Origin of the sequence: Dyadobacter sp. CY326 (assembly GCF_021390515.1) — a bacterium.
Taxonomy (GTDB): Bacteria; Bacteroidota; Bacteroidia; order Cytophagales; family Spirosomataceae; genus Dyadobacter.
Genome location: NZ_JAJUXI010000003.1, coordinates 1 through 17,181, shown reverse-complemented (window position 1 = coordinate 17,181; position 17,181 = coordinate 1). Strand labels below are relative to the sequence as shown.

14 protein-coding genes and 1 tRNA gene are annotated in these 17,181 nt (G+C 45.7%); 5 read left to right on the top strand and 10 right to left on the bottom strand.

Annotated elements, in window-relative coordinates; all coding sequences use genetic code 11:
* Window positions 1-137 precede the first annotated feature (137 nt).
* Entirely contained in the window at window positions 138-509 is a 372-nt protein-coding gene (locus tag LZG73_RS04545) for a hypothetical protein (protein WP_233846502.1), read from the top strand.
* 113 nt (window positions 510-622) lie between these two features.
* Here the strand turns inward: LZG73_RS04545 and LZG73_RS04540 are convergent, their stop codons facing one another.
* The 5 genes from LZG73_RS04540 to LZG73_RS04520 all read right to left on the bottom strand — a co-directional run bounded on the left by LZG73_RS04540 (window position 623) and on the right by LZG73_RS04520 (window position 2,987).
* The gene (locus LZG73_RS04540; protein ID WP_233846501.1) at window positions 623-988 is read right to left on the bottom strand and encodes a DUF1304 domain-containing protein; all 366 of its coding nucleotides are present in this window, start codon (window positions 986-988) and stop codon (window positions 623-625) included.
* Between the two features lie 45 nt (window positions 989-1,033).
* The gene (locus LZG73_RS04535; RefSeq protein WP_233846500.1) at window positions 1,034-1,348 is read right to left on the bottom strand and encodes a type II toxin-antitoxin system PemK/MazF family toxin; all 315 of its coding nucleotides are present in this window, start codon (window positions 1,346-1,348) and stop codon (window positions 1,034-1,036) included.
* A 12-nt stretch (window positions 1,349-1,360) separates the two neighbouring features.
* Window positions 1,361-1,570, bottom strand: a complete 210-nt coding sequence (locus LZG73_RS04530; protein WP_233846499.1) for a hypothetical protein — start codon at window positions 1,568-1,570, stop codon at window positions 1,361-1,363.
* A 181-nt stretch (window positions 1,571-1,751) separates the two neighbouring features.
* A complete protein-coding gene (locus LZG73_RS04525; protein ID WP_233846498.1) occupies window positions 1,752-2,498 on the bottom strand; it encodes a ThuA domain-containing protein in 747 nt (248 codons plus the stop codon).
* A gap of 111 nt (window positions 2,499-2,609) precedes the next feature.
* Window positions 2,610-2,987: a helix-turn-helix domain-containing protein gene (locus tag LZG73_RS04520; protein ID WP_233846497.1), complete on the bottom strand. Its 378-nt coding sequence runs from the start codon at window positions 2,985-2,987 to the stop codon at window positions 2,610-2,612.
* A 79-nt stretch (window positions 2,988-3,066) separates the two neighbouring features.
* Between LZG73_RS04520 and LZG73_RS04515 the strand changes: the two genes are divergently transcribed.
* Complete coding sequence (locus LZG73_RS04515) at window positions 3,067-3,957, top strand: SDR family oxidoreductase (protein WP_233846495.1); 891 nt, start codon at window positions 3,067-3,069, stop codon at window positions 3,955-3,957.
* Here the strand turns inward: LZG73_RS04515 and LZG73_RS04510 are convergent, their stop codons facing one another.
* The 4 genes from LZG73_RS04510 to LZG73_RS04495 form a co-directional block, all read right to left on the bottom strand.
* The gene (locus LZG73_RS04510; protein ID WP_233846494.1) at window positions 3,958-7,419 is read right to left on the bottom strand and encodes a PVC-type heme-binding CxxCH protein; all 3,462 of its coding nucleotides are present in this window, start codon (window positions 7,417-7,419) and stop codon (window positions 3,958-3,960) included.
* A gap of 87 nt (window positions 7,420-7,506) precedes the next feature.
* The gene (locus LZG73_RS04505; RefSeq protein ID WP_233846493.1) at window positions 7,507-8,736 is read right to left on the bottom strand and encodes a GDSL-type esterase/lipase family protein; all 1,230 of its coding nucleotides are present in this window, start codon (window positions 8,734-8,736) and stop codon (window positions 7,507-7,509) included.
* A 97-nt stretch (window positions 8,737-8,833) separates the two neighbouring features.
* Window positions 8,834-9,745 (bottom strand): AraC family transcriptional regulator, encoded by a 912-nt coding sequence (locus LZG73_RS04500; protein ID WP_310588365.1) that lies wholly within the window; start codon window positions 9,743-9,745, stop codon window positions 8,834-8,836.
* A gap of 47 nt (window positions 9,746-9,792) precedes the next feature.
* Window positions 9,793-10,800, bottom strand: a complete 1,008-nt coding sequence (locus tag LZG73_RS04495; protein ID WP_233846492.1) for an aldo/keto reductase — start codon at window positions 10,798-10,800, stop codon at window positions 9,793-9,795.
* Window positions 10,801-10,954: 154 nt separating this feature from the next.
* Between LZG73_RS04495 and LZG73_RS04490 the strand changes: the two genes are divergently transcribed.
* The gene (locus LZG73_RS04490) at window positions 10,955-13,717 is read left to right on the top strand and encodes a VWA domain-containing protein (protein ID WP_233846491.1); all 2,763 of its coding nucleotides are present in this window, start codon (window positions 10,955-10,957) and stop codon (window positions 13,715-13,717) included.
* Between the two features lie 113 nt (window positions 13,718-13,830).
* Complete coding sequence (locus tag LZG73_RS04485) at window positions 13,831-14,208, top strand: SnoaL-like domain-containing protein (RefSeq protein WP_233846490.1); 378 nt, start codon at window positions 13,831-13,833, stop codon at window positions 14,206-14,208.
* A 144-nt stretch (window positions 14,209-14,352) separates the two neighbouring features.
* Here the strand turns inward: LZG73_RS04485 and LZG73_RS04480 are convergent.
* Window positions 14,353-14,428, bottom strand: a tRNA-Lys gene (locus LZG73_RS04480).
* A gap of 579 nt (window positions 14,429-15,007) precedes the next feature.
* Here LZG73_RS04480 and LZG73_RS04475 point away from each other — a divergent pair.
* Window positions 15,008-17,181 (top strand): hypothetical protein (locus LZG73_RS04475; protein WP_233846489.1); only part of this gene is annotated, 2,174 nt, incomplete at its 3' end.

The window sequence follows — 17,181 nt, the reverse complement described above, 5'->3', positions numbered from 1 at the left end:
TGACAACCAACCTTCGTTAGTCAAACCGAAGGCAAATGGACGCATTTAGAAACAGCAGATATTTTCCTCAAATCATAACTATTTTAATACCACAGAAAAGCCCTGACGAAATGTAGGGCGTTGAAACAGACATTATCATGATACGATTACTAAAACACACGAAACAGAATAAAACAAATGAGCAGGGCCGGGAATCTTCGGCTAATCGTTACTCTGTACTTTATACGCTTAAAGGACAGTATCAACATGTGGGATGTTCATCGGAGGAAGATGCGCAATATGTGCTGGGGATGTTGATGAAAGATGGCAACCGCATCCCGGTCGGGATATACGATTCAAAAACGGATTCTTTCGAATGGGAGATCATTGGCCAGTATTTTCACAGCCGCGACTCCATCACTGATCAGCAAGAACGTCTACACGAAGTGCTCAACATATCGCGCACATTGCGCCGTCGCGATTCCAGCTGGCAGGCGGGTTATTTGCAGAAACCTAGCTTTTTTGCTTAACAGCAGACATTGGATACGGGCCTACTTGGTTGCGCCCGCCTACAACAATATAGAGATTTCTTTGCTAGACTGGCATTGCTCTATGTTGTTGCTCAGAAACTCCTCCGCCATTCCTACCGAATATGTAAAACAATCAACGCCACAATTGCAGGCAGCGCCTGCACGAAAAATATCTTTTTGCTTGCGGTTAGTGCTCCATAAATTCCGGCGACGATTATGCAGGTGAGGAAGAAAACGGCAATGTAAAAGGCCCAATGGTCGTCTTCGATGAAGAATGTCCAGATCAAACCAGCTGCTAAAAATCCGTTGTAAAGACCTTGGTTTGCAGCAAGTGTTCTGGTTGGCTTGAACAGGTCGGGAGCAAGTGAGCCTTTGAATGTTTCCTTGCCCTTGGTTTCCCAGGCGAACATTTCAATGTAAAGAATATAAAGATGTTCAAGCGCAACAATGCCGACAAGGATTTTTTGAAGGATTTCCATAAGTTGCTCGGTCAGGTTGGTCGTTCGTTGACTTTCATGATTTCACTAAGCCAATTGCAACAAAATTTTCAGCTTAGTGTTTAGATAAGAAAGTTCGGCATCTGAAAGTCTGCCCAAAAGACCTTTCGCCAATGATCGATCAAGCGTAGCAATTTTGCTGGTTTTGATTAAAGACAGCTTTTTAAGCCCGTTTGTAGTCGTTGGACTGAGCGGAACATCGGTTGCCTCTTGCCAGCCAATATTTGATGTGATAAAACAAACGGTTAAGTCAAGATTTGTTTCGACAAGAACCACTGCCGGTCGCAATTTACTGCTGCTTAGATCTGGAAAGGTAATCAATACAATGTCTCCCTTAGCCATTGTAAATTTCCCTTAAATCTGCGAGTGAGTAAGATCATCTTCCTTATTTAGAAAATTGAAGGACGAACTATCCGCGATTAAGCTTTGGATCTCACTAGTTAGTTGGTATTCTTCATATCGTTTCCTTACATAATCTGCAAATTCGTATATTTCTTCTGCCTTGTCGTTCGGAAGCTGATTTATCGCTTCAATCGTCTGCTCGATGATCGCTTGTTTTGTCATGACTTGATAGTTTGTGTATTTCAAATATAATGATTGTGTTTATGGCCTCAAAGAAACAATATTTCCCACACCACTTTTTAACATCAGCGGCTGCACCATTGGAATTTCATCCAAAAAATGCAGCCGCTTAAACAGAAACTCTAAACTCTTGACTTTAAGCTCGTAACGCCTCACTTAAAACTTACTTCAACCCCTTCCCAGTAGCGGCCCAGTAAATTCCGCCGTACAAATGGTCCAGGAATGATTGATCGGAGTAAACCAATCCGATGTGGCCCAGGCCGGTGTAAAATCCGCGGCCGCCGTCGTAGTTGTGATACCAGGACATAGGGTGTTCGGCGCCCATGCCGGTCCCTTGGTTGGTTTTTGGATCGTATGTTTTTTCGTCCAATGTGATCAGGATTTTCAGGTCGTCGGCGTTGTATGGTTTTTTGTATTCATACCATTCGTCAGTCCAAAGAATGCGTTTTGGAAAACGCTCCAAACCTGGAAAGTTGCTGTCTTTCACGTCCAAAAACGCGGTTTGCTGCGCTGGGTGGGTTTTGAAATACATTCCTACCAACTTGCCATACCAGGCCCAGTCATATTCCGTGTCGGCCGCTGAGTGAATTCCCACGAAGCCTTTCCCGCTTTTAATATATTTTTCAAATGCCGCCTGTTGTGCATCATTCAAAATATCGCCCGTCGTGTTCAGGAAGATAACGGCCGCATAATTAGCCAGACTTTTTTCATTAAAAACATCTGCATTTTCCTGCCAGTCGACAGAAAAGTTGTGGCGCGAAGCAAGGTTGCGGATTCCGTCAACGCCTTCATGAATGGAAACGTGGTGAAAGCCGGCGGTTTTGGTAAATAATAAGACCTTAAACTGCTGTGCCTGAGAAGCGGCGGTGCTCGCGATAACAAAAAGCAGAGCCAGTAATTTTTTAAACATAATAGTTTGGATTCGGTGTTTAAAGGGATTTTGTAATAAGTATTAAAACAAAAAGAAGCAGGAATATACTTTCCAATGCTTCATTTTCCCGACTGCCAGCAAAGTGAACAGCTAACATGATAGACCGGAGACAGCATTTCTCTTCATATCCTTAAATGCCCAAACAGCCATCGCATTAATCACTTGTTCCAGCTCCCGCCCAGCCTCGGTGAGTGTGTAAGTAACATATGGCGGCACAACGGGCCTGGCTTCCCGAATCAGCAATCTGTCGCTTTCCAATTGCTTCAAGTGCTGAATCAGCATTTTTTCGGTGATATGCGGCATTGCTTTCTTTATCTCCGAATATCGCTTGTTGCCCGATAGCAAATGAAACAAAATGATCGGTTTCCAATGTCCGCCAATCTTGTTCATCACATATGTGACCGGACATTCCTGCATAACAATCTCCCTGTTGGCATTATATGTCGAGCTTTCTTTGACCTTTGTCATGATACACACTTTGGGGTAAGTACTTGTCTAAAAGTAAGTACAAATATAGCTTTGCTGCACAATTAAACAACTTACAAACATGAAATATATCATCACAGGGTCGTTAGGAAACATTAGCAGACCTGTTGCAAAAAATCTCGTTGCAGCGGGACAAGACGTAACCGTTATCAGCAGCAATCAAGGAAAACAGTCCGAAATCGAAGGTCTGGGTGCTAAGGCAGCAATTGGCTCTCTGACTGACGTTGCGTTTTTAAAGGAAACATTTAAGGATGCAGACGCGGCTTACCTAATGATCCCGGCAGATTTTTCGCTTGCGGATTATGGCAAGTTCCAGTATGAAGTGGCGGATAATTATCTGGAAGCGCTCAAAGGCAGCAATATTAAGCATGTGGTTTTGCTCAGCAGCCTGGGTGCACACATGCGCAAAGGCGCCGGCCCTATCGATGCATTGGGATATCTTGAAGAGAAGTTGCTGGAAATTCCAGACCTGAACGCCAACTTCCTACGCCCTTCTTATTTCTTTTCCAATCTGTTCACCTTTGCGGGGATGATTAAGCATGCTGGCATTGCAGGAAACAATTTTGGAGACACGGATGAAAAGCTTGTGCTGACGCACACGGACCACATTGCCGAGGTGGCGACAGATGCTTTGCTCAATCTTTTCACCGGCAAAATGATCACCAACATTGCTAACGACGAGCGCCATCCAAGCGAAATCGCTGCCATCCTGGGCAAGGCGGTTGGAAAAGAAAACACGCCTTGGATCGCCTTTTCCGACGAGGACGCATACAACGGCATGCTAGGCGCTGGCCTCAATGAAAGCTTCGCGAAGCTTTACGTTGAAATGGGGCAGGCAATTCGCAGCGGACAAATGCAAGCAGATTATTGGCAAAATCGACCTGAAAAGTTGGGGCATTACAAGTTGGAAGATTTTACGAACGAATTTGCAGCTGCGTATGCTGGGGCTTGATTATCTTCCCATCTTCAACCTTGTCTGCGCGCCGCCTGAGGCATCTTTCAGTTCTACTTTAAGACCGCCTTCTTTTACAATTCTTCTGTCAATGACAAGTGTTATTTGCTGAATTCCTTGCGGCAATGCTGTTGCAATATTGCCGTCGGTTACTTTAAGTGGTTTGTTGGCGGCGAATGCGGTTACTCCATTGTTGATGTTTGACGAAAGCGCCACGTTTCCTTTGGTGAGCACTTCGATGTCAAACCTAACAATGCTGATCGATTTGCCGCCAGCGGATTCAATGACAGGCAATTCGTCCAACGGCAATGCGCCGGAAACTTTGCTGTAAACTGGCGAGGCTGTGATTTTGGCGCCCTTTGCAAAAATTAATGTAGGATCTGCTGACAATTTATTGGCCGTTTGTTTATCAGCTGTAACGCTTTCCCAGCGCCTTACAAACCTTGTATTAGGAACCCGAAAATCTCCCGATTCGCCCAGTTTCGTCAAATAACCAACTAAATCAATAAATTCCGTCTGGTCTAGACTGGCAGTTAATCCGGGCGGCATAAGTGAGCCGGGAACTTTCTCCATTGCCTGCACCTGACTTTTCGCAATCGAAACCTCCTTGCCAGTAACATCGCGGATCACAACTTCCGACGCGCCGTCGCTAGCCAGATAACCCAGCATGTCGGAGCCGTCTTTTTTCACAACGCGCTTTAAATCGTAACCTTCCTTAATAGACAAGTTGGGATATAAAATCGAGCGAATGATCGTTTCTGCTGGCGAACTCGTTCCCAAGCTGCTTAAATCGGGGCCAATAAGTCCGCCTGCGCCGCCAATTGCGTGGCAGGTTGTGCAGCTTGATTCTGCGCGCCGGAAAATCTGTTCACCTTTTGCCGGATCGCCTTTTTCTCTGACCAATTTCGCCAGACCAGCGATTTGGTCATCGTTCAAATCCTGTGGCATCTTCTGCGTCGGTAATGCGCCGCCCGATGCTTCCAATGCTTTTTTTAATGCCAACATTTCGTCAATGTTCTGGCGCGTCCATCCTGCGCGGGCCTGAACGAGTCTCCTACCCGCTTTGGCCGTTGCTTCGGGGATTTTTTTTGCGGCAATGGCATCCGCGAGTGCAGCTGCGCCCGGATTTGTGGATACGAATGCCATGAAAAGTTCGGTCATATCCGTTTCGGCAGGCAATGTGCGCATGAGATCTGTGCCAATGCGCGCCGCTTCTTTTGGGTCTAATGTGGCCAATTGAGCCACAGCAATCACGCGAACTTCCGGCGTATTCTTCGGGCCTGCGAGCTCTGTTGTCAATTTCAATGCCTTGTCTTTGTCGATGGCGTTGAGCGAAGCCAATGCGGCTTTTTTGGTGTTTGGGTTTCCGGTTTGAATCAAACTGGCCAGGCGATCACTTAACTGGGTCAATTTCCACAGTCCGATCAACCGGATCGCACTCAGGCTTACTGCTTCATCCTCACTTGCCACCAGCGAGGCAATGCGTTCAGGAGCCTTGTCCGGCTTCACATTGCGCTGAGCAGCAGCACTTTCCAATGCTGCCAACTGTGCGGAAACGTTTTTATCTTTTCCTTGCAGCGCCAGATCTAGCAAAACATTCAGGTCCGAAGACTGCCCTAATCCCGCTATGCTGCTGAGCACGTCATTTTGATATTCTTCGGGATTCTGACCTTTTTCATAAAGCCGGACAAGCATAGACGCAGCCTCAGGGCTCGTTGCCGATTTCAATGCATAAGCGGTTTTCTTCGCGTCACCCAAAAAACCAGGATCTGATTTCAACTTTACTAGCCAGATTGGCTCCAATTCCCTCACCGTCTGCCACAATGCGAAGTCAAGAAATTCGTCCATTTGTCCGTCTAAAACCGACAATGCATTCTTCGCAGCATCGGCGGTTTTCGTTTTGCGTAAGGCGATCACCGCTTCCATCCGCACCTGCGCATGCTCGTCCTTCACCGCCTTGGCAAGCAACGCAGGCACATTCTGAACTTTTGGAAACCATAATTCCAATGCCCGCAATGCTGCCGCGCGTGCATTATGGCTTTTTGCATTCAACAAATCTGTTAAAATTAGTTGATTAAAGGTTTCCAATGTCTGGTAAACCCAAAGCGCTTCCAGCAAATTGTGCTCGTAATTTGCATCATTCTTATCCAATGTCTGCACCCATTTTTCCAAGGCAGGAATCACCTCTTTTGCGCCTTTTGCTTTCAAAACCTGCTTGGCTTGCAAGCGCGTCCATTCTTCGGGCAATTTCAGCGATTCCAATAATTCGACAGTGCTGGCCTTTGCCAATTGCGGCTTCTTAACCAGCGGACGATTTTTTGCCACAATGCGCCAGATGCGACCATGTTGCTGATCACGCCGCGGATCGTAGAAATCGACTTCACCGTGTTGAATAATGGGATTATACCAGTCGGCAACGTAAATCGCGCCGTCCGGACCGACATTGATATCGACCGGACGAAATGCAACATTATCCGTCCACATCAGGTCGTCCGCTTGCGTTGAAGCGTAACCTGCGCCTTGTTCTTCCAACTTAAAGCTGTTGATGCGGTTGGCGCGAAAGTCGTTTGTGATCATTCTGCCTTGCCATGCATCGGGCAAATGCGTTCCGGAAACCACATCGAGGCCGCTATGCTTTGGCTGACCCGGATTAAGGCCTCTCATGATGCGCGCTGCCCCTGGTGCCGTGAGGAATGTCGCACCCGGGAAGCCGTAGTTAATGCCTTCACCACCAGCACCATCCGTAAGAAATGACTGCCCCCAACGGTCAAATTGCAGACCCCAAGGATTAACCAAACCTCTCGCATAAACTTCCATATCCAGATTGCGTGTGTTAAGCGCCCACACACCGCCGCCTTCCAATCGTTTGATTCCAAAAGGCGTTTCGACGTGACTATAAATGTAGATGGACTGGTTGAAATACATGCGTCCCTCGGGTCCCCAGCGGAAAGTGTGGATCAAATGGTGGGTGTCTCCCGTTCCGAAACCGTTCAGAACTCTGCGCTTTTTATCCGCTTTGCCATCACCGTCCGTGTCAGCGAAATGCAAGATCTCGGTTGAATTGGCAACATAAACGCCTCCGTCTCCCGGCAAAATTCCCGTTGGCTGAATGAGGCCTTCTGCGAAAATGGTCGACTTATCAGCTTTGCCGTCGCCGTCCGTATCTTCCAGAACGAAGATTTTGTCATTGGCAGACTCACCTGTTTTCAAATGTGGATAAACTGTGCTGCTAACAACCCATAATCTGCCCTCAGCGTCCCAGTTCATCTGAATGGGTTTGGCGACCATTGGGTCGGATGCAAATAATGTAACTTCAAAGCCATCAGCGACTTTGAATGACGCAAGCTCTTTTTGCACGTCCGGATCTGGATCCTCCTTGATGCGCTGAACATTGTTCGAAGAGGTCGTCAACAGGATCGTCGCCAGGAGCGTCGCCCCATATAGTAGTCGGGTTGCTTTCATATTTTTATAGGCAGTTAGCAAACCACCTTTCTGATGTTGTTAATGTCTGATTTTGAAATAAATTCCCATTCTGAGCATGCGGAAGGCTTACTCCATTTTCCTCAACTCATACACCACTTCTTTCGGCTCGCTGTTGAGAATAATCTGGCCTTCGAGCCATTTGATGAGAATGTTCTGTTCTTCAAGCCCTTTCACATGACGGCCCTGCTCATATCTGCGAAAACCAACGATGTAAGTTTGGTTCAGCGGACGATATTGAAAAAAGTGTAACTCATTCTTTTTCAAAATCATGTTACGCACTTCTGCAACCTGCGAGAATTGCGGCCCTTGATGGATCGCAACACCTTTTTCCCAGTCTTTGGCGGAAGCAGCCGCAACCTGAATATGCTCGGAAACCAGCACATAATAACCTTTTTTCAGCCCTGAGATCTGCACAATGCGTGCATTGTCCGAAATGACATTTGTTGAAGTTGGCGAAGGCAGTGGAAGATATTTGTTGTCTACGGCAAACTTGGCGAGCGTAGCCGCGTTGTCTGTCGTTAATGCGCGGCCGTTGGAGACATCGGCTTTATTATTGGAAATTGTGATAGCTGTTGTTGCTTTGGCAACTTCAAGACCCAACGCTTTTTCCAGGATCTTAGCCAAATGATAATAACCGAGTTCATTTAAATGCACTGTGTTTTCAATGATCGGTTCCTTTTTGCTGGCGCTTAATATGGGATTGTAAATGTCGACAAACAGCTTTTTACGCTGCGTTGCAACCTCTGAAATTGTTTTGGAATACAGTTCAAGATCCGCATTTCGCTCGCTGATGTGCTGGGCGGTGTCGCTTGAAACGACCGGGATTGTTGAAAATAGAACGGTTTTAGCGCCTAACTGGTCAATTTTATCAATTAATTTATTCAAACCATCCTTGAAATGCGCGACGCCAGCTTGGCCTTCCTGCGCTTCCACGCCTCCATAAGCAAGAAAAACAACCGTCGGCTGCGTTTTGGTGATGTCTTCCATCAAATGCTCATACGGCGTTGGAGGATTGGTGTAAGTGCTGCGCGCCTCTCCCCAGACATTGTCGCCTGTCCAGCCTAAGTTCCTGAATGTTATGCCTTTGTCTGCAAATCGCGTGGTAAGCGCCAATTCGAGATAGCCAAACTGAAAATCGTTTTCAAAGATTGAATTGCCCAGAAAAACGACACGATCGCCGTCTTTTAATGCAAAAGGGCCCGGAGATGGGGCCTGCGCTGTGGCGGGAAAATTTGATAATGTAATTAATAAAAAGAAAATGCAGCCCAAAACGGCCGTTACGCGTGTCTTTCTCATGCATGTTGGGTTTAGTAATGCCTTGGAACAATGTATAAAGGAAGACGCGGAGATAACTTAACCGTTGGTTGGAATAAATAAATGCGGACGGCCTCGCCTAGTTGAAGGACTGCCTGAATTCCAATGGAGAAAGATTCGTTTTGCGTTTAAAGATCTTGTTAAAAGACTGCGGATGCTCAAATCCGAGTTGATAAGCGATTTCAGCAATGCTCAGATTTGTCGTGCTCAGCACGCCTTTTGCTTTCTCAATAAGCTTATTATGAATGTGTTGCTGCGTATTTTGACCCGTATGCGTGCGCAGCATATCACTCAAATAATCTGGTGACACGTTCAGTTTTAGTGCAACGTCTTTCACCGTCGGAAGAGCCAGATTGAGGTTGTTATTGAAATGCGCTTCCAGCAACTCTTCTAGCTTCACCAGGAGGTCGTTGCTGGCAGCTTTGCGGGTGATAAATTGTCGGTGATAAAAACGGTCTGCATAATTCAACAGCACTTCTATTTGCGAAATGATGACGCGCTGACTGAAACTGTCAATGTTAGATTTGTATTCCTGTTCAATGTTTTCAAGAACGCCATAGATTGTATTTTCCTCTTTTTTAGACAAATACAATGCTTCATTTACTGCATAGGAGAAGAATTTGTAATTTTTTATCTCGGTCGCGAGCGGATGTCCCAATAGAAAATCGGGATGGAACAGGAGCATAAAACCGGATGCCGGCCTGTCGCCTACTTCCTCGTAGCAAATTTGACCGGGCGCGATAAAAGACAAAACGCCTTCGTCAAAATCATAATAGTTTTGTCCATACCGGACTTTGCCATTAAAATCTCTTTTGACTGCGATAACATAAAAATTAAGGACGCATCCGTCACTATAATCGGTCGGGGAATAGAAGATTTCGTCAAACCGCACGACGCTTACCAGCGGATGTTCTACTTGTGCAATGCCATGCATGCGGTGCAGCTCGCTAATGGACTCAATCACAATCGGATTGTATTTCTTTTTCATCATATTTCAGAAAAGAGAGCCGTTGTCAGTCAACGACTCCCTTGTTTAAATCATTTGTCAATCCAACCCATGCCGGCCTCGTCGTAACGCTCACCCGTAACGCCCAAAGGCACAATACTTTCCAGGTTCGCAATTTCTGCCTCAGTTAATACAATATTTATGGCAGCAATGTTCTCTTCGACGTATTTTACACGCTTCGTCCCCGGAATTGGAAGATGCCCTTTGGCAATGATCCAGGCAAGTGCGAGCTGCGATGAAGTTACATTTTTTTCGGATGCCAATGCTTCGATCGCATCTGCAAGTTCGAGGTTTTTATAAAATTGCTCCCCTTGAAAACGTGGAATGCTTCTGCGGAAATCGTTTTCCGGAAAATCGTCCGGACTGGTAATCCTTTCACCAGAGATAAAACCTCTCCCAAGCGGAGAATAAGCCACAAATCCAATGCCCAGTTCTTTCAATGTGTCCAATATGCCCGCTTCTTCGACTGTTCTTTCAAACAACGAATATTCTGTTTGCAATGCGCTGATCGGGTGCGTCGCGTTTGCTTTGACAAGCGTTTGAGAGGAAACTTCCGAGAGCCCTAAATAACCCACTTTTCCTTCCTTAACAAGCTCGGCCATAGCGCCGACCGTGTCCTCAATGGGCACTTCGGGATCCAATCTGTGCAGATAATAAAGATCAATGTAATCCGTCCCGAGATTTTTCAATGAACGCTCGACAGCTTTTCTGACATAATCCGGTTTGCCGTTGAATTTCCAGGTAAGCTGCTCATTGTCATCGATTTCAAAACCAAATTTGGTTGCGATAACGTAACTGTCGCGGTTTCCTTTGATTGCTTTTGCGATGAGTCTTTCATTCAGCAGCGGGCCGTAAAGATCGGCTGTGTCCAGAAAGTTTCCGCCCAATTCCAATGAACGGTGAATGGTTTTGATCGCTTCCGTCTCATCCGCTTTACCATAAATATCCGCGCCTGCAATTTGCGTCATGCCCATGCAGCCCAGTCCTATATTGGGCACTGTGAGTCCCTGCTTTCCCAGTTTAAATTGTTTAATGCTCATTTTTTTTCATGTTTTATTTGATACAAAACTACCGTTCGCTAAAAAGACGACTGTATCCAAAACAAGGAAGGTTGTATCCAAAAACCGGCCCAGCAATTTTCCGTCAAATTTCCGACCTTCGTCGCAAAATCTATACACAACCTCAATCCACAATATGCGATTACGTTTTTTATGCTTGCTCCTTTTTGTAGCGCGCCTTTCCGCAGCTCAAACGGAGGCTCCCCAGCAATCCCTGAATCATTACATCAATTTCCTTGACAAAACCACGGAGCAGTTTATCAGGCGGTTTGAGATGCTTTCGAAATATGAAGCAGCAGTAACGCAGCATCGCAAAAAGCCGGTTGTCCTGCCCAACCTTCCTTCATCGGGCCCATTGGAAGAATATTATTTCAAAACGGCAAAAGCAGGAAAAGGATTAAAAGCGATTGAACGTGAGGAGCTTAACATCGAAACCGAAGCAATATGGCAACACTTGAACGACCTTGATCTAACCTGCAAAAAACTGGAAACGTATGTTCATTTGAAAACTTACGAAACGGATCGTTTCAAACAGTCGGACGAGCACATTGCAAAAATTCAGGAATATTTCGAGCAATACAGCAAGCAAAAAGACGCTTTTTATAAACAAATTCATCAAATTTATCGTCGCCAGCCATCCTATTCTTCGTCCGACTCCTATTTAATTACTGAAAAAGCGATAGAACAAATCATCCTCAACCAAAGGCAGTTGCTTGATTCCCTACCCTACTTTTTGAATGCAGAAACACGCGCTGAGTGGCCGATTGAAGCGGTGAGAAGGAGCATGCTGGACGATGAAAAGTCACTGGAAACGATCGCGAGCACACATTCAAAACTTAAATATCCGGCTTCTGACGCATTGCTTTCTTTCAAATCGGCGCTGGCTTCCATGCAAGATGTAAAACGCCGGATTATTGACAGTTACACGTTTACAGCCAGACAATCCGCGGCGCATGGAAACGATGCATATGTCTCGCTAATGAACCAATTCAACCAGGATTTATTGGCATTTTACAAATCATTCGTCGATTACAGCGTAACTGCGCGGCGTCTGCTTTATTATCCTGCTTTCAGCCCGGTTTTCCTGAAATCCGCGACCGTCAGCGGGGTTAAAAAGTTATCCTTAACGCCAAATTTTCAGGATAAGCCTGCGCCGACATTTAATGTTAAGAAATCAACTTCACCAGCGTCCGCCGCCCTAAACAAGACGCTGAATGATTATGTTGAATTTGTAAATGAATCGCTGCGGCAGATGCATTTGTTGCAATTGACACTGCGCAGTTATCAATCTTCGGCTGAATATTATCGTGATCCTGCAAAGGCACAGTCGCGCTCCGGCCTGACTTACTCACATGAAAAATTTCAGCTTCCATCCTCTGCCTATGCATTGCTTCTGAATGCAAGCGCTTCCGTTCCAGAGTCTTACCGCGCATCCATTAATAGCCAGACGGAAGTTTTGATGAACATATTGAAAGAAATGGATCGCCTTAGCATTGAATTGATCGCTTACACGTCTGAAAAGCAATATTTGAAAGATCAATTAAAACGATCCGATGACATTCTGGATCGCTATATGACGCTTTTTGAGACGTTTGACCAAAAGAAAGAACTGCTTCATACAGACTTGCGCCGCATTCATGAAAGCTTTCCAAGCGCCAATCCTGCCAGCTCATGGATTATTGCGGGCAATGTTTTGCAAAAGGCGATGGACGATGATAGAGACGTTTTGTTTGGGATCAAAAGCTTTTTAAAATCAGGACAAACGCAGCTGCCCAACACAGCAAACATTGAGTCGAATGCCAGGCAACTGATTGCAGATGAATACACTAACCTTAAAGGTCTGCAACGTTATGGACGCAGCAATGGCCTCTGCCCCTATTCACCTTATGAGGATCTGGCGGCCAATACAACGCGTTTTGCGGCGATGACACAACAGGTCAAAACGAACTTCAATGGCAGCGGTCGGCATCCTTTTGAGTCATTCTATTATTTTTATAACAATGAGCTGGTTTATCAATACAACAAATTCGTCGAGCTGGCAAAAGGCGGTTTGTTAAAAGCGGTCAACCAGCCGGATCTGTTCATTCTTCGTAAAATATCTCCTGTCAAAAATCTCCAGCAAACTGCGCCTGAACCCGAAATAAAAGAAAGCATCCAAGATCCTGAACCAGGGAATATTGCGGCGACGAAGCCGATTAAGTCGGTTGACAAAACGGAAAATCAAGCACAACCAACGACAACGCAATTCGAGCAGAAAACCGATACCGTGTATGTGGAACGCGTGAGAGTCGACACTGTTTTTGTGGATCGAGGCAATGTAAATCAACCGGTTACGCGCTCGCTGGACGGCTTTGCTACGAATAATATGGTGCTCTTGCTGGATGTTTCGTCTTCCATGAACTCCCCTTTTAAGATGCCGCTTTTGAAACGATCGATCAAATCAATGCTCACATTGCTTCGTCCGGAAGACCAGATTTCCATTGTTTTATATTCGGGAAAAGCGCGGGTTGTACTCAAACCAACGTCCGGGTCCAAATCCTCCGAGATCGCGCGAATGATCGATTTGCTGCAATCTGACGGCGATACAGACGGGAATGAAGGCATCCGCTTGGCATATAAAACGGCAAATAAGCAATACATTCGGGGCGGCAACAACCGCATCGTTCTCGCCACCGACGGCGAATTTCCGGTCAGCGACGAGGTTATGACGATGATTGAGCAAAATGCGCGTCAGGACCTTTACTTAACCGTTTTCACATTCGGCCGCCATGCGCACACAGGTCTGAAGCTAAAAAAATTGAGTGAACTGGGCAAAGGCACGTACGCGCACGTGACCGAGGAGAGCGCCGATTTACAGCTGATTTTGGAAGCGCAAGGAAAGAAAACCGCGGCCCGTTAATTACCAAGCCCGTTCTCAACTGACGCAGACGTTTGTTCCAAACCATCCCGGACTGAAAAGCTCAAAAACTTAACACCTTATTAATTAACCATTACCCAACTAAAATCTACAACATGACAGCAAACACGACGACGCTGACCACGCAGGAAGTTGCAGCAAGATTTCATGAACTTGCGCAGGAAGAGCAGTGGAGTGCGATCCAGGACGAATTTTTTGCAGACAATGTAAAAAGCATTGAGCCCGAAAATTCCCCATATTTTTCAAATGCAGAAGGCAAAGCGCTCGTCCGCCAGAAAGGTGATGATTTCCTTCAAAAGATAAAGGCCATTCACAGACTCTACACCAGCGAACCGATAGTTACTGGCAACCATTTCGCCGTAGCAAGAGAAATAGATGTCACCGTCCTCGGCTCCGGCAGAATCCAAATCAACCAAATCATGCTCTACAAAGTCCAAAACGGCAAGATCGTTTCGGAGCAGTTTTTTTATTAAGGAGGATATTTGAATTTGAGAAGGTTGATCGGAATAAAAAAAGCGTCTCTCGGCGCTTTTTTTATTCCGCTGGGATTCGAAGCCGTTCGCGGCCCCGGCCAGGACCCATACATTAAACGAAAAAAGCGCCCTTTGAGGCGCTTTTGGTGATCCCGCTGGGATTCGAACCCAGGACCCATACATTAAAAGTGTATTGCTCTACCAGCTGAGCTACGGAATCCTATATTAATTTACTGTTAAACATCAGTCACTCTTCCCCCCTGCCCTGTTCCTCAATCGTGGTGCAAAGGTACATTTTAATAATTTTCTTCCAAATCGTGGGGAAAAGTTTTTTGAGCCTTATACGTTGCCCTTCACCTAACATTCTGTCTTAAAGACAAATGACTTTGCAAAAAAATTTGTCAAACGCAGCATGATGGCCCCGGCGTATCTTTTGAATGCGATATCATTTCAAAAATCCGTCATGATTTTGCCAAAAAACTACTACGAGAGAACTAACTCTCGGATTAACTGCATATTAAGCTTTTTGTAAATTTTTAGTTAGCCTTGTTGGAACTTAATAAATTATTACTACATTTCGAACAATTAATATACTACAAACATATTCTATAATTGTCTATATACGTTTGATTTGACTATTACTCCTCTTTCTCAAATAGTTAAACACCCCCATATCAGCTTTTCAAAACAGGGTTCGCCCCTTACACCTGAAAACAAAACACTTCTTTTTTTAAAGTTTTGTCTAACCGTTTTTTACGACCTGTTTATTTTTAATTCAACTTTTACCTGATTTACATTGATGAAATTTTTACAGAAGCTAGTGTATGCGAGCGGGTTGCTGAGTCTTATGATGGCGGCAACCCCGGATGACGAGTTGCAGAAGAATCAGTTTGCGCTAGCGACGCAGGTTAACTGCGGGGGAAGAACCTGGACTCACGACGAATTACTGGGCAATGTAGGCGGAAGGCCGGTTTACACGATCATCCACGAAAACAGAATCTACATCAGATGGGACGGAAACCCAGATCAAAGCCGCAAATCACAGGCATTTGATAACACGGCCATCCTGTTGCACATGGACAACAACAGGTTTCCTAATGATGAAAATGGAAACCGGATTGTCAATTCTTGCGTCAATTCCATTGATCCAAGCACTATGGGCAACAATTATCTTGGCGCCCAGCAAGGAAACATGATCCCGTGTAACGGAAAACCCATCACGGACGGACTGCGACTAGGGACATATATCGGTGGTGATAATGTAAAAACGTTCCAATATGCGATCATTAAGGATGGTTTGCTTCGCGTGAATTTTCACCGTGAGACGAACACTTACAGTCGCGATGCGATTTCGATGGGCTTGATTCGCCAGACCATTGAGGGTGAAAATGGAAGCTCTATGAATCCTAATATGGGGTTCACCTTGAATTACAACGAGGTTTTGAGCTGCTTTTGGAATGAACTTCCGAAAAATCCGGATTCAGTGGTTAACCCGGAGCCTAACTGCCCTGGCGGACCTACAATCGGAGGCGTAAGCAACATTTCACAAACCGGCTTGCGTTTTTCATATTCCGGTAGCGGCGTTCCTAACATTGACTGGAGAATCAAATCAGGCGGCACAGTTGTTCGCAACGGCCGGACTGGAAATCTGGGATCTACCAATGTCGACATTTCATTCTCGACGCTTTCTGCCGGAAATTACACTTTGGAAATTGAAGGCGGTGACTGTACTTCATCTGTAAGTTCTGCATCATTCAGTGTTAACCAGCCAAACTGCCCGAGCGGACCAACGATTTCAAGCGTAAAAAATGTTTCACCAACGGCTCTTACAGTTGATTTCAACGGCTCAGGCATTCCTAACCTTACATGGCGCGTAAAACAAAATGGCAATGTTGTCAGAAATGGCAAAACAGGTAATCTGACTTCTAATTCAACTTCCATCACATTTAACAGTCTTGGCGCCGGCACTTACGCATTAGAAATAGAAGGTGGGGATTGCAGCTCTTCGGTAAGCACTTCAAACTTCACGATCGTTCCGGGAACATGTCTTGGCGGACCTACTTTGGGCGCCATCAGCAATATTTCGGCATCTGGTCTTCGCTTCCAATTTGACGGAAACGGTGTTCCTAACATTACGTGGAGAATCAAATCCGGTTCCGAGGTTGTCCGCAATGGAAAAACCCCTGGCTTGACTTCTTCACTTGTTGACATTTCATTCGCTACGTTGAACGGTGGAAATTATACATTGGAAATCGAAGGCGGCGATTGTGTTTCTTCGGTAAGCTCCAAAACATTCTCGATCGGCTCAACCAACTGTGCTTCGGGACCGACTATTTCAAGCATTAAGAATGTATCTTCAACAGGTCTAACGGTTGATTTTAATGGCGCAGGCGTTTCGAGCGTTACGTGGAGAATCAAACAAGGCGCTAATACGGTTGCGAATGGCAAAACAGGAACTTTGAGCTCAAACTCTGCTTCCATTACATTCTCCGCATTGGGCTCCGGCAATTATACATTGGAAATCGAAGGCGGAAACTGTACTTCTTCTGTTAGCACTTCCAACTTCTCAGTATCGCAGCCTAACTGTGCCAGCGGACCAGCAATCACGACCATCAAGAACGTTTCCGGCACAAGCCTGACGGTTGATTTTAATGGTTCGGGCATTCCAAACCTTACATGGCGCGTAAAACAAAATGGTAATGTTGTAAGAAACGGCAAAACCGGAAATCTTGGTTCAAACTCTGCTACAATAACATTTGCAAGTCTGGGTGCAGGCACTTATTCGCTGGAAATTGAAGGCGGTGATTGCGTTTCTTCGGTAAGCGCTTCCAACTTTACAGTTAACCCAGGCACATGTCCTGGCGGACCAACGCTTGGGATGATCGCTAACATTTCGGCATCTGGTCTTCGCTTCCAATTTGACGGAAACGGTGTTCCTAACATTACATGGAGAATCAAATCGGGTTCCGAGGT

What these genes read in the sequence shown, in the direction of transcription:
- LZG73_RS04545 (WP_233846502.1), top strand. Translation starts at nt 138, where the DNA reads ATGATACGATTACTAAAACACACGAAACAGAATAAAACAAATGAGCAG.
- LZG73_RS04540 (WP_233846501.1), bottom strand. Translation starts at nt 988, where the DNA reads ATGGAAATCCTTCAAAAAATCCTTGTCGGCATTGTTGCGCTTGAACAT.
- LZG73_RS04535 (WP_233846500.1), bottom strand. Translation starts at nt 1,348, where the DNA reads ATGGCTAAGGGAGACATTGTATTGATTACCTTTCCAGATCTAAGCAGC.
- LZG73_RS04530 (WP_233846499.1), bottom strand. Translation starts at nt 1,570, where the DNA reads ATGACAAAACAAGCGATCATCGAGCAGACGATTGAAGCGATAAATCAG.
- LZG73_RS04525 (WP_233846498.1), bottom strand. Translation starts at nt 2,498, where the DNA reads ATGTTTAAAAAATTACTGGCTCTGCTTTTTGTTATCGCGAGCACCGCC.
- LZG73_RS04520 (WP_233846497.1), bottom strand. Translation starts at nt 2,987, where the DNA reads ATGACAAAGGTCAAAGAAAGCTCGACATATAATGCCAACAGGGAGATT.
- LZG73_RS04515 (WP_233846495.1), top strand. Translation starts at nt 3,067, where the DNA reads ATGAAATATATCATCACAGGGTCGTTAGGAAACATTAGCAGACCTGTT.
- LZG73_RS04510 (WP_233846494.1), bottom strand. Translation starts at nt 7,419, where the DNA reads ATGAAAGCAACCCGACTACTATATGGGGCGACGCTCCTGGCGACGATC.
- LZG73_RS04505 (WP_233846493.1), bottom strand. Translation starts at nt 8,736, where the DNA reads ATGAGAAAGACACGCGTAACGGCCGTTTTGGGCTGCATTTTCTTTTTA.
- LZG73_RS04500 (WP_310588365.1), bottom strand. Translation starts at nt 9,745, where the DNA reads ATGATGAAAAAGAAATACAATCCGATTGTGATTGAGTCCATTAGCGAG.
- LZG73_RS04495 (WP_233846492.1), bottom strand. Translation starts at nt 10,800, where the DNA reads ATGAGCATTAAACAATTTAAACTGGGAAAGCAGGGACTCACAGTGCCC.
- LZG73_RS04490 (WP_233846491.1), top strand. Translation starts at nt 10,955, where the DNA reads ATGCGATTACGTTTTTTATGCTTGCTCCTTTTTGTAGCGCGCCTTTCC.
- LZG73_RS04485 (WP_233846490.1), top strand. Translation starts at nt 13,831, where the DNA reads ATGACAGCAAACACGACGACGCTGACCACGCAGGAAGTTGCAGCAAGA.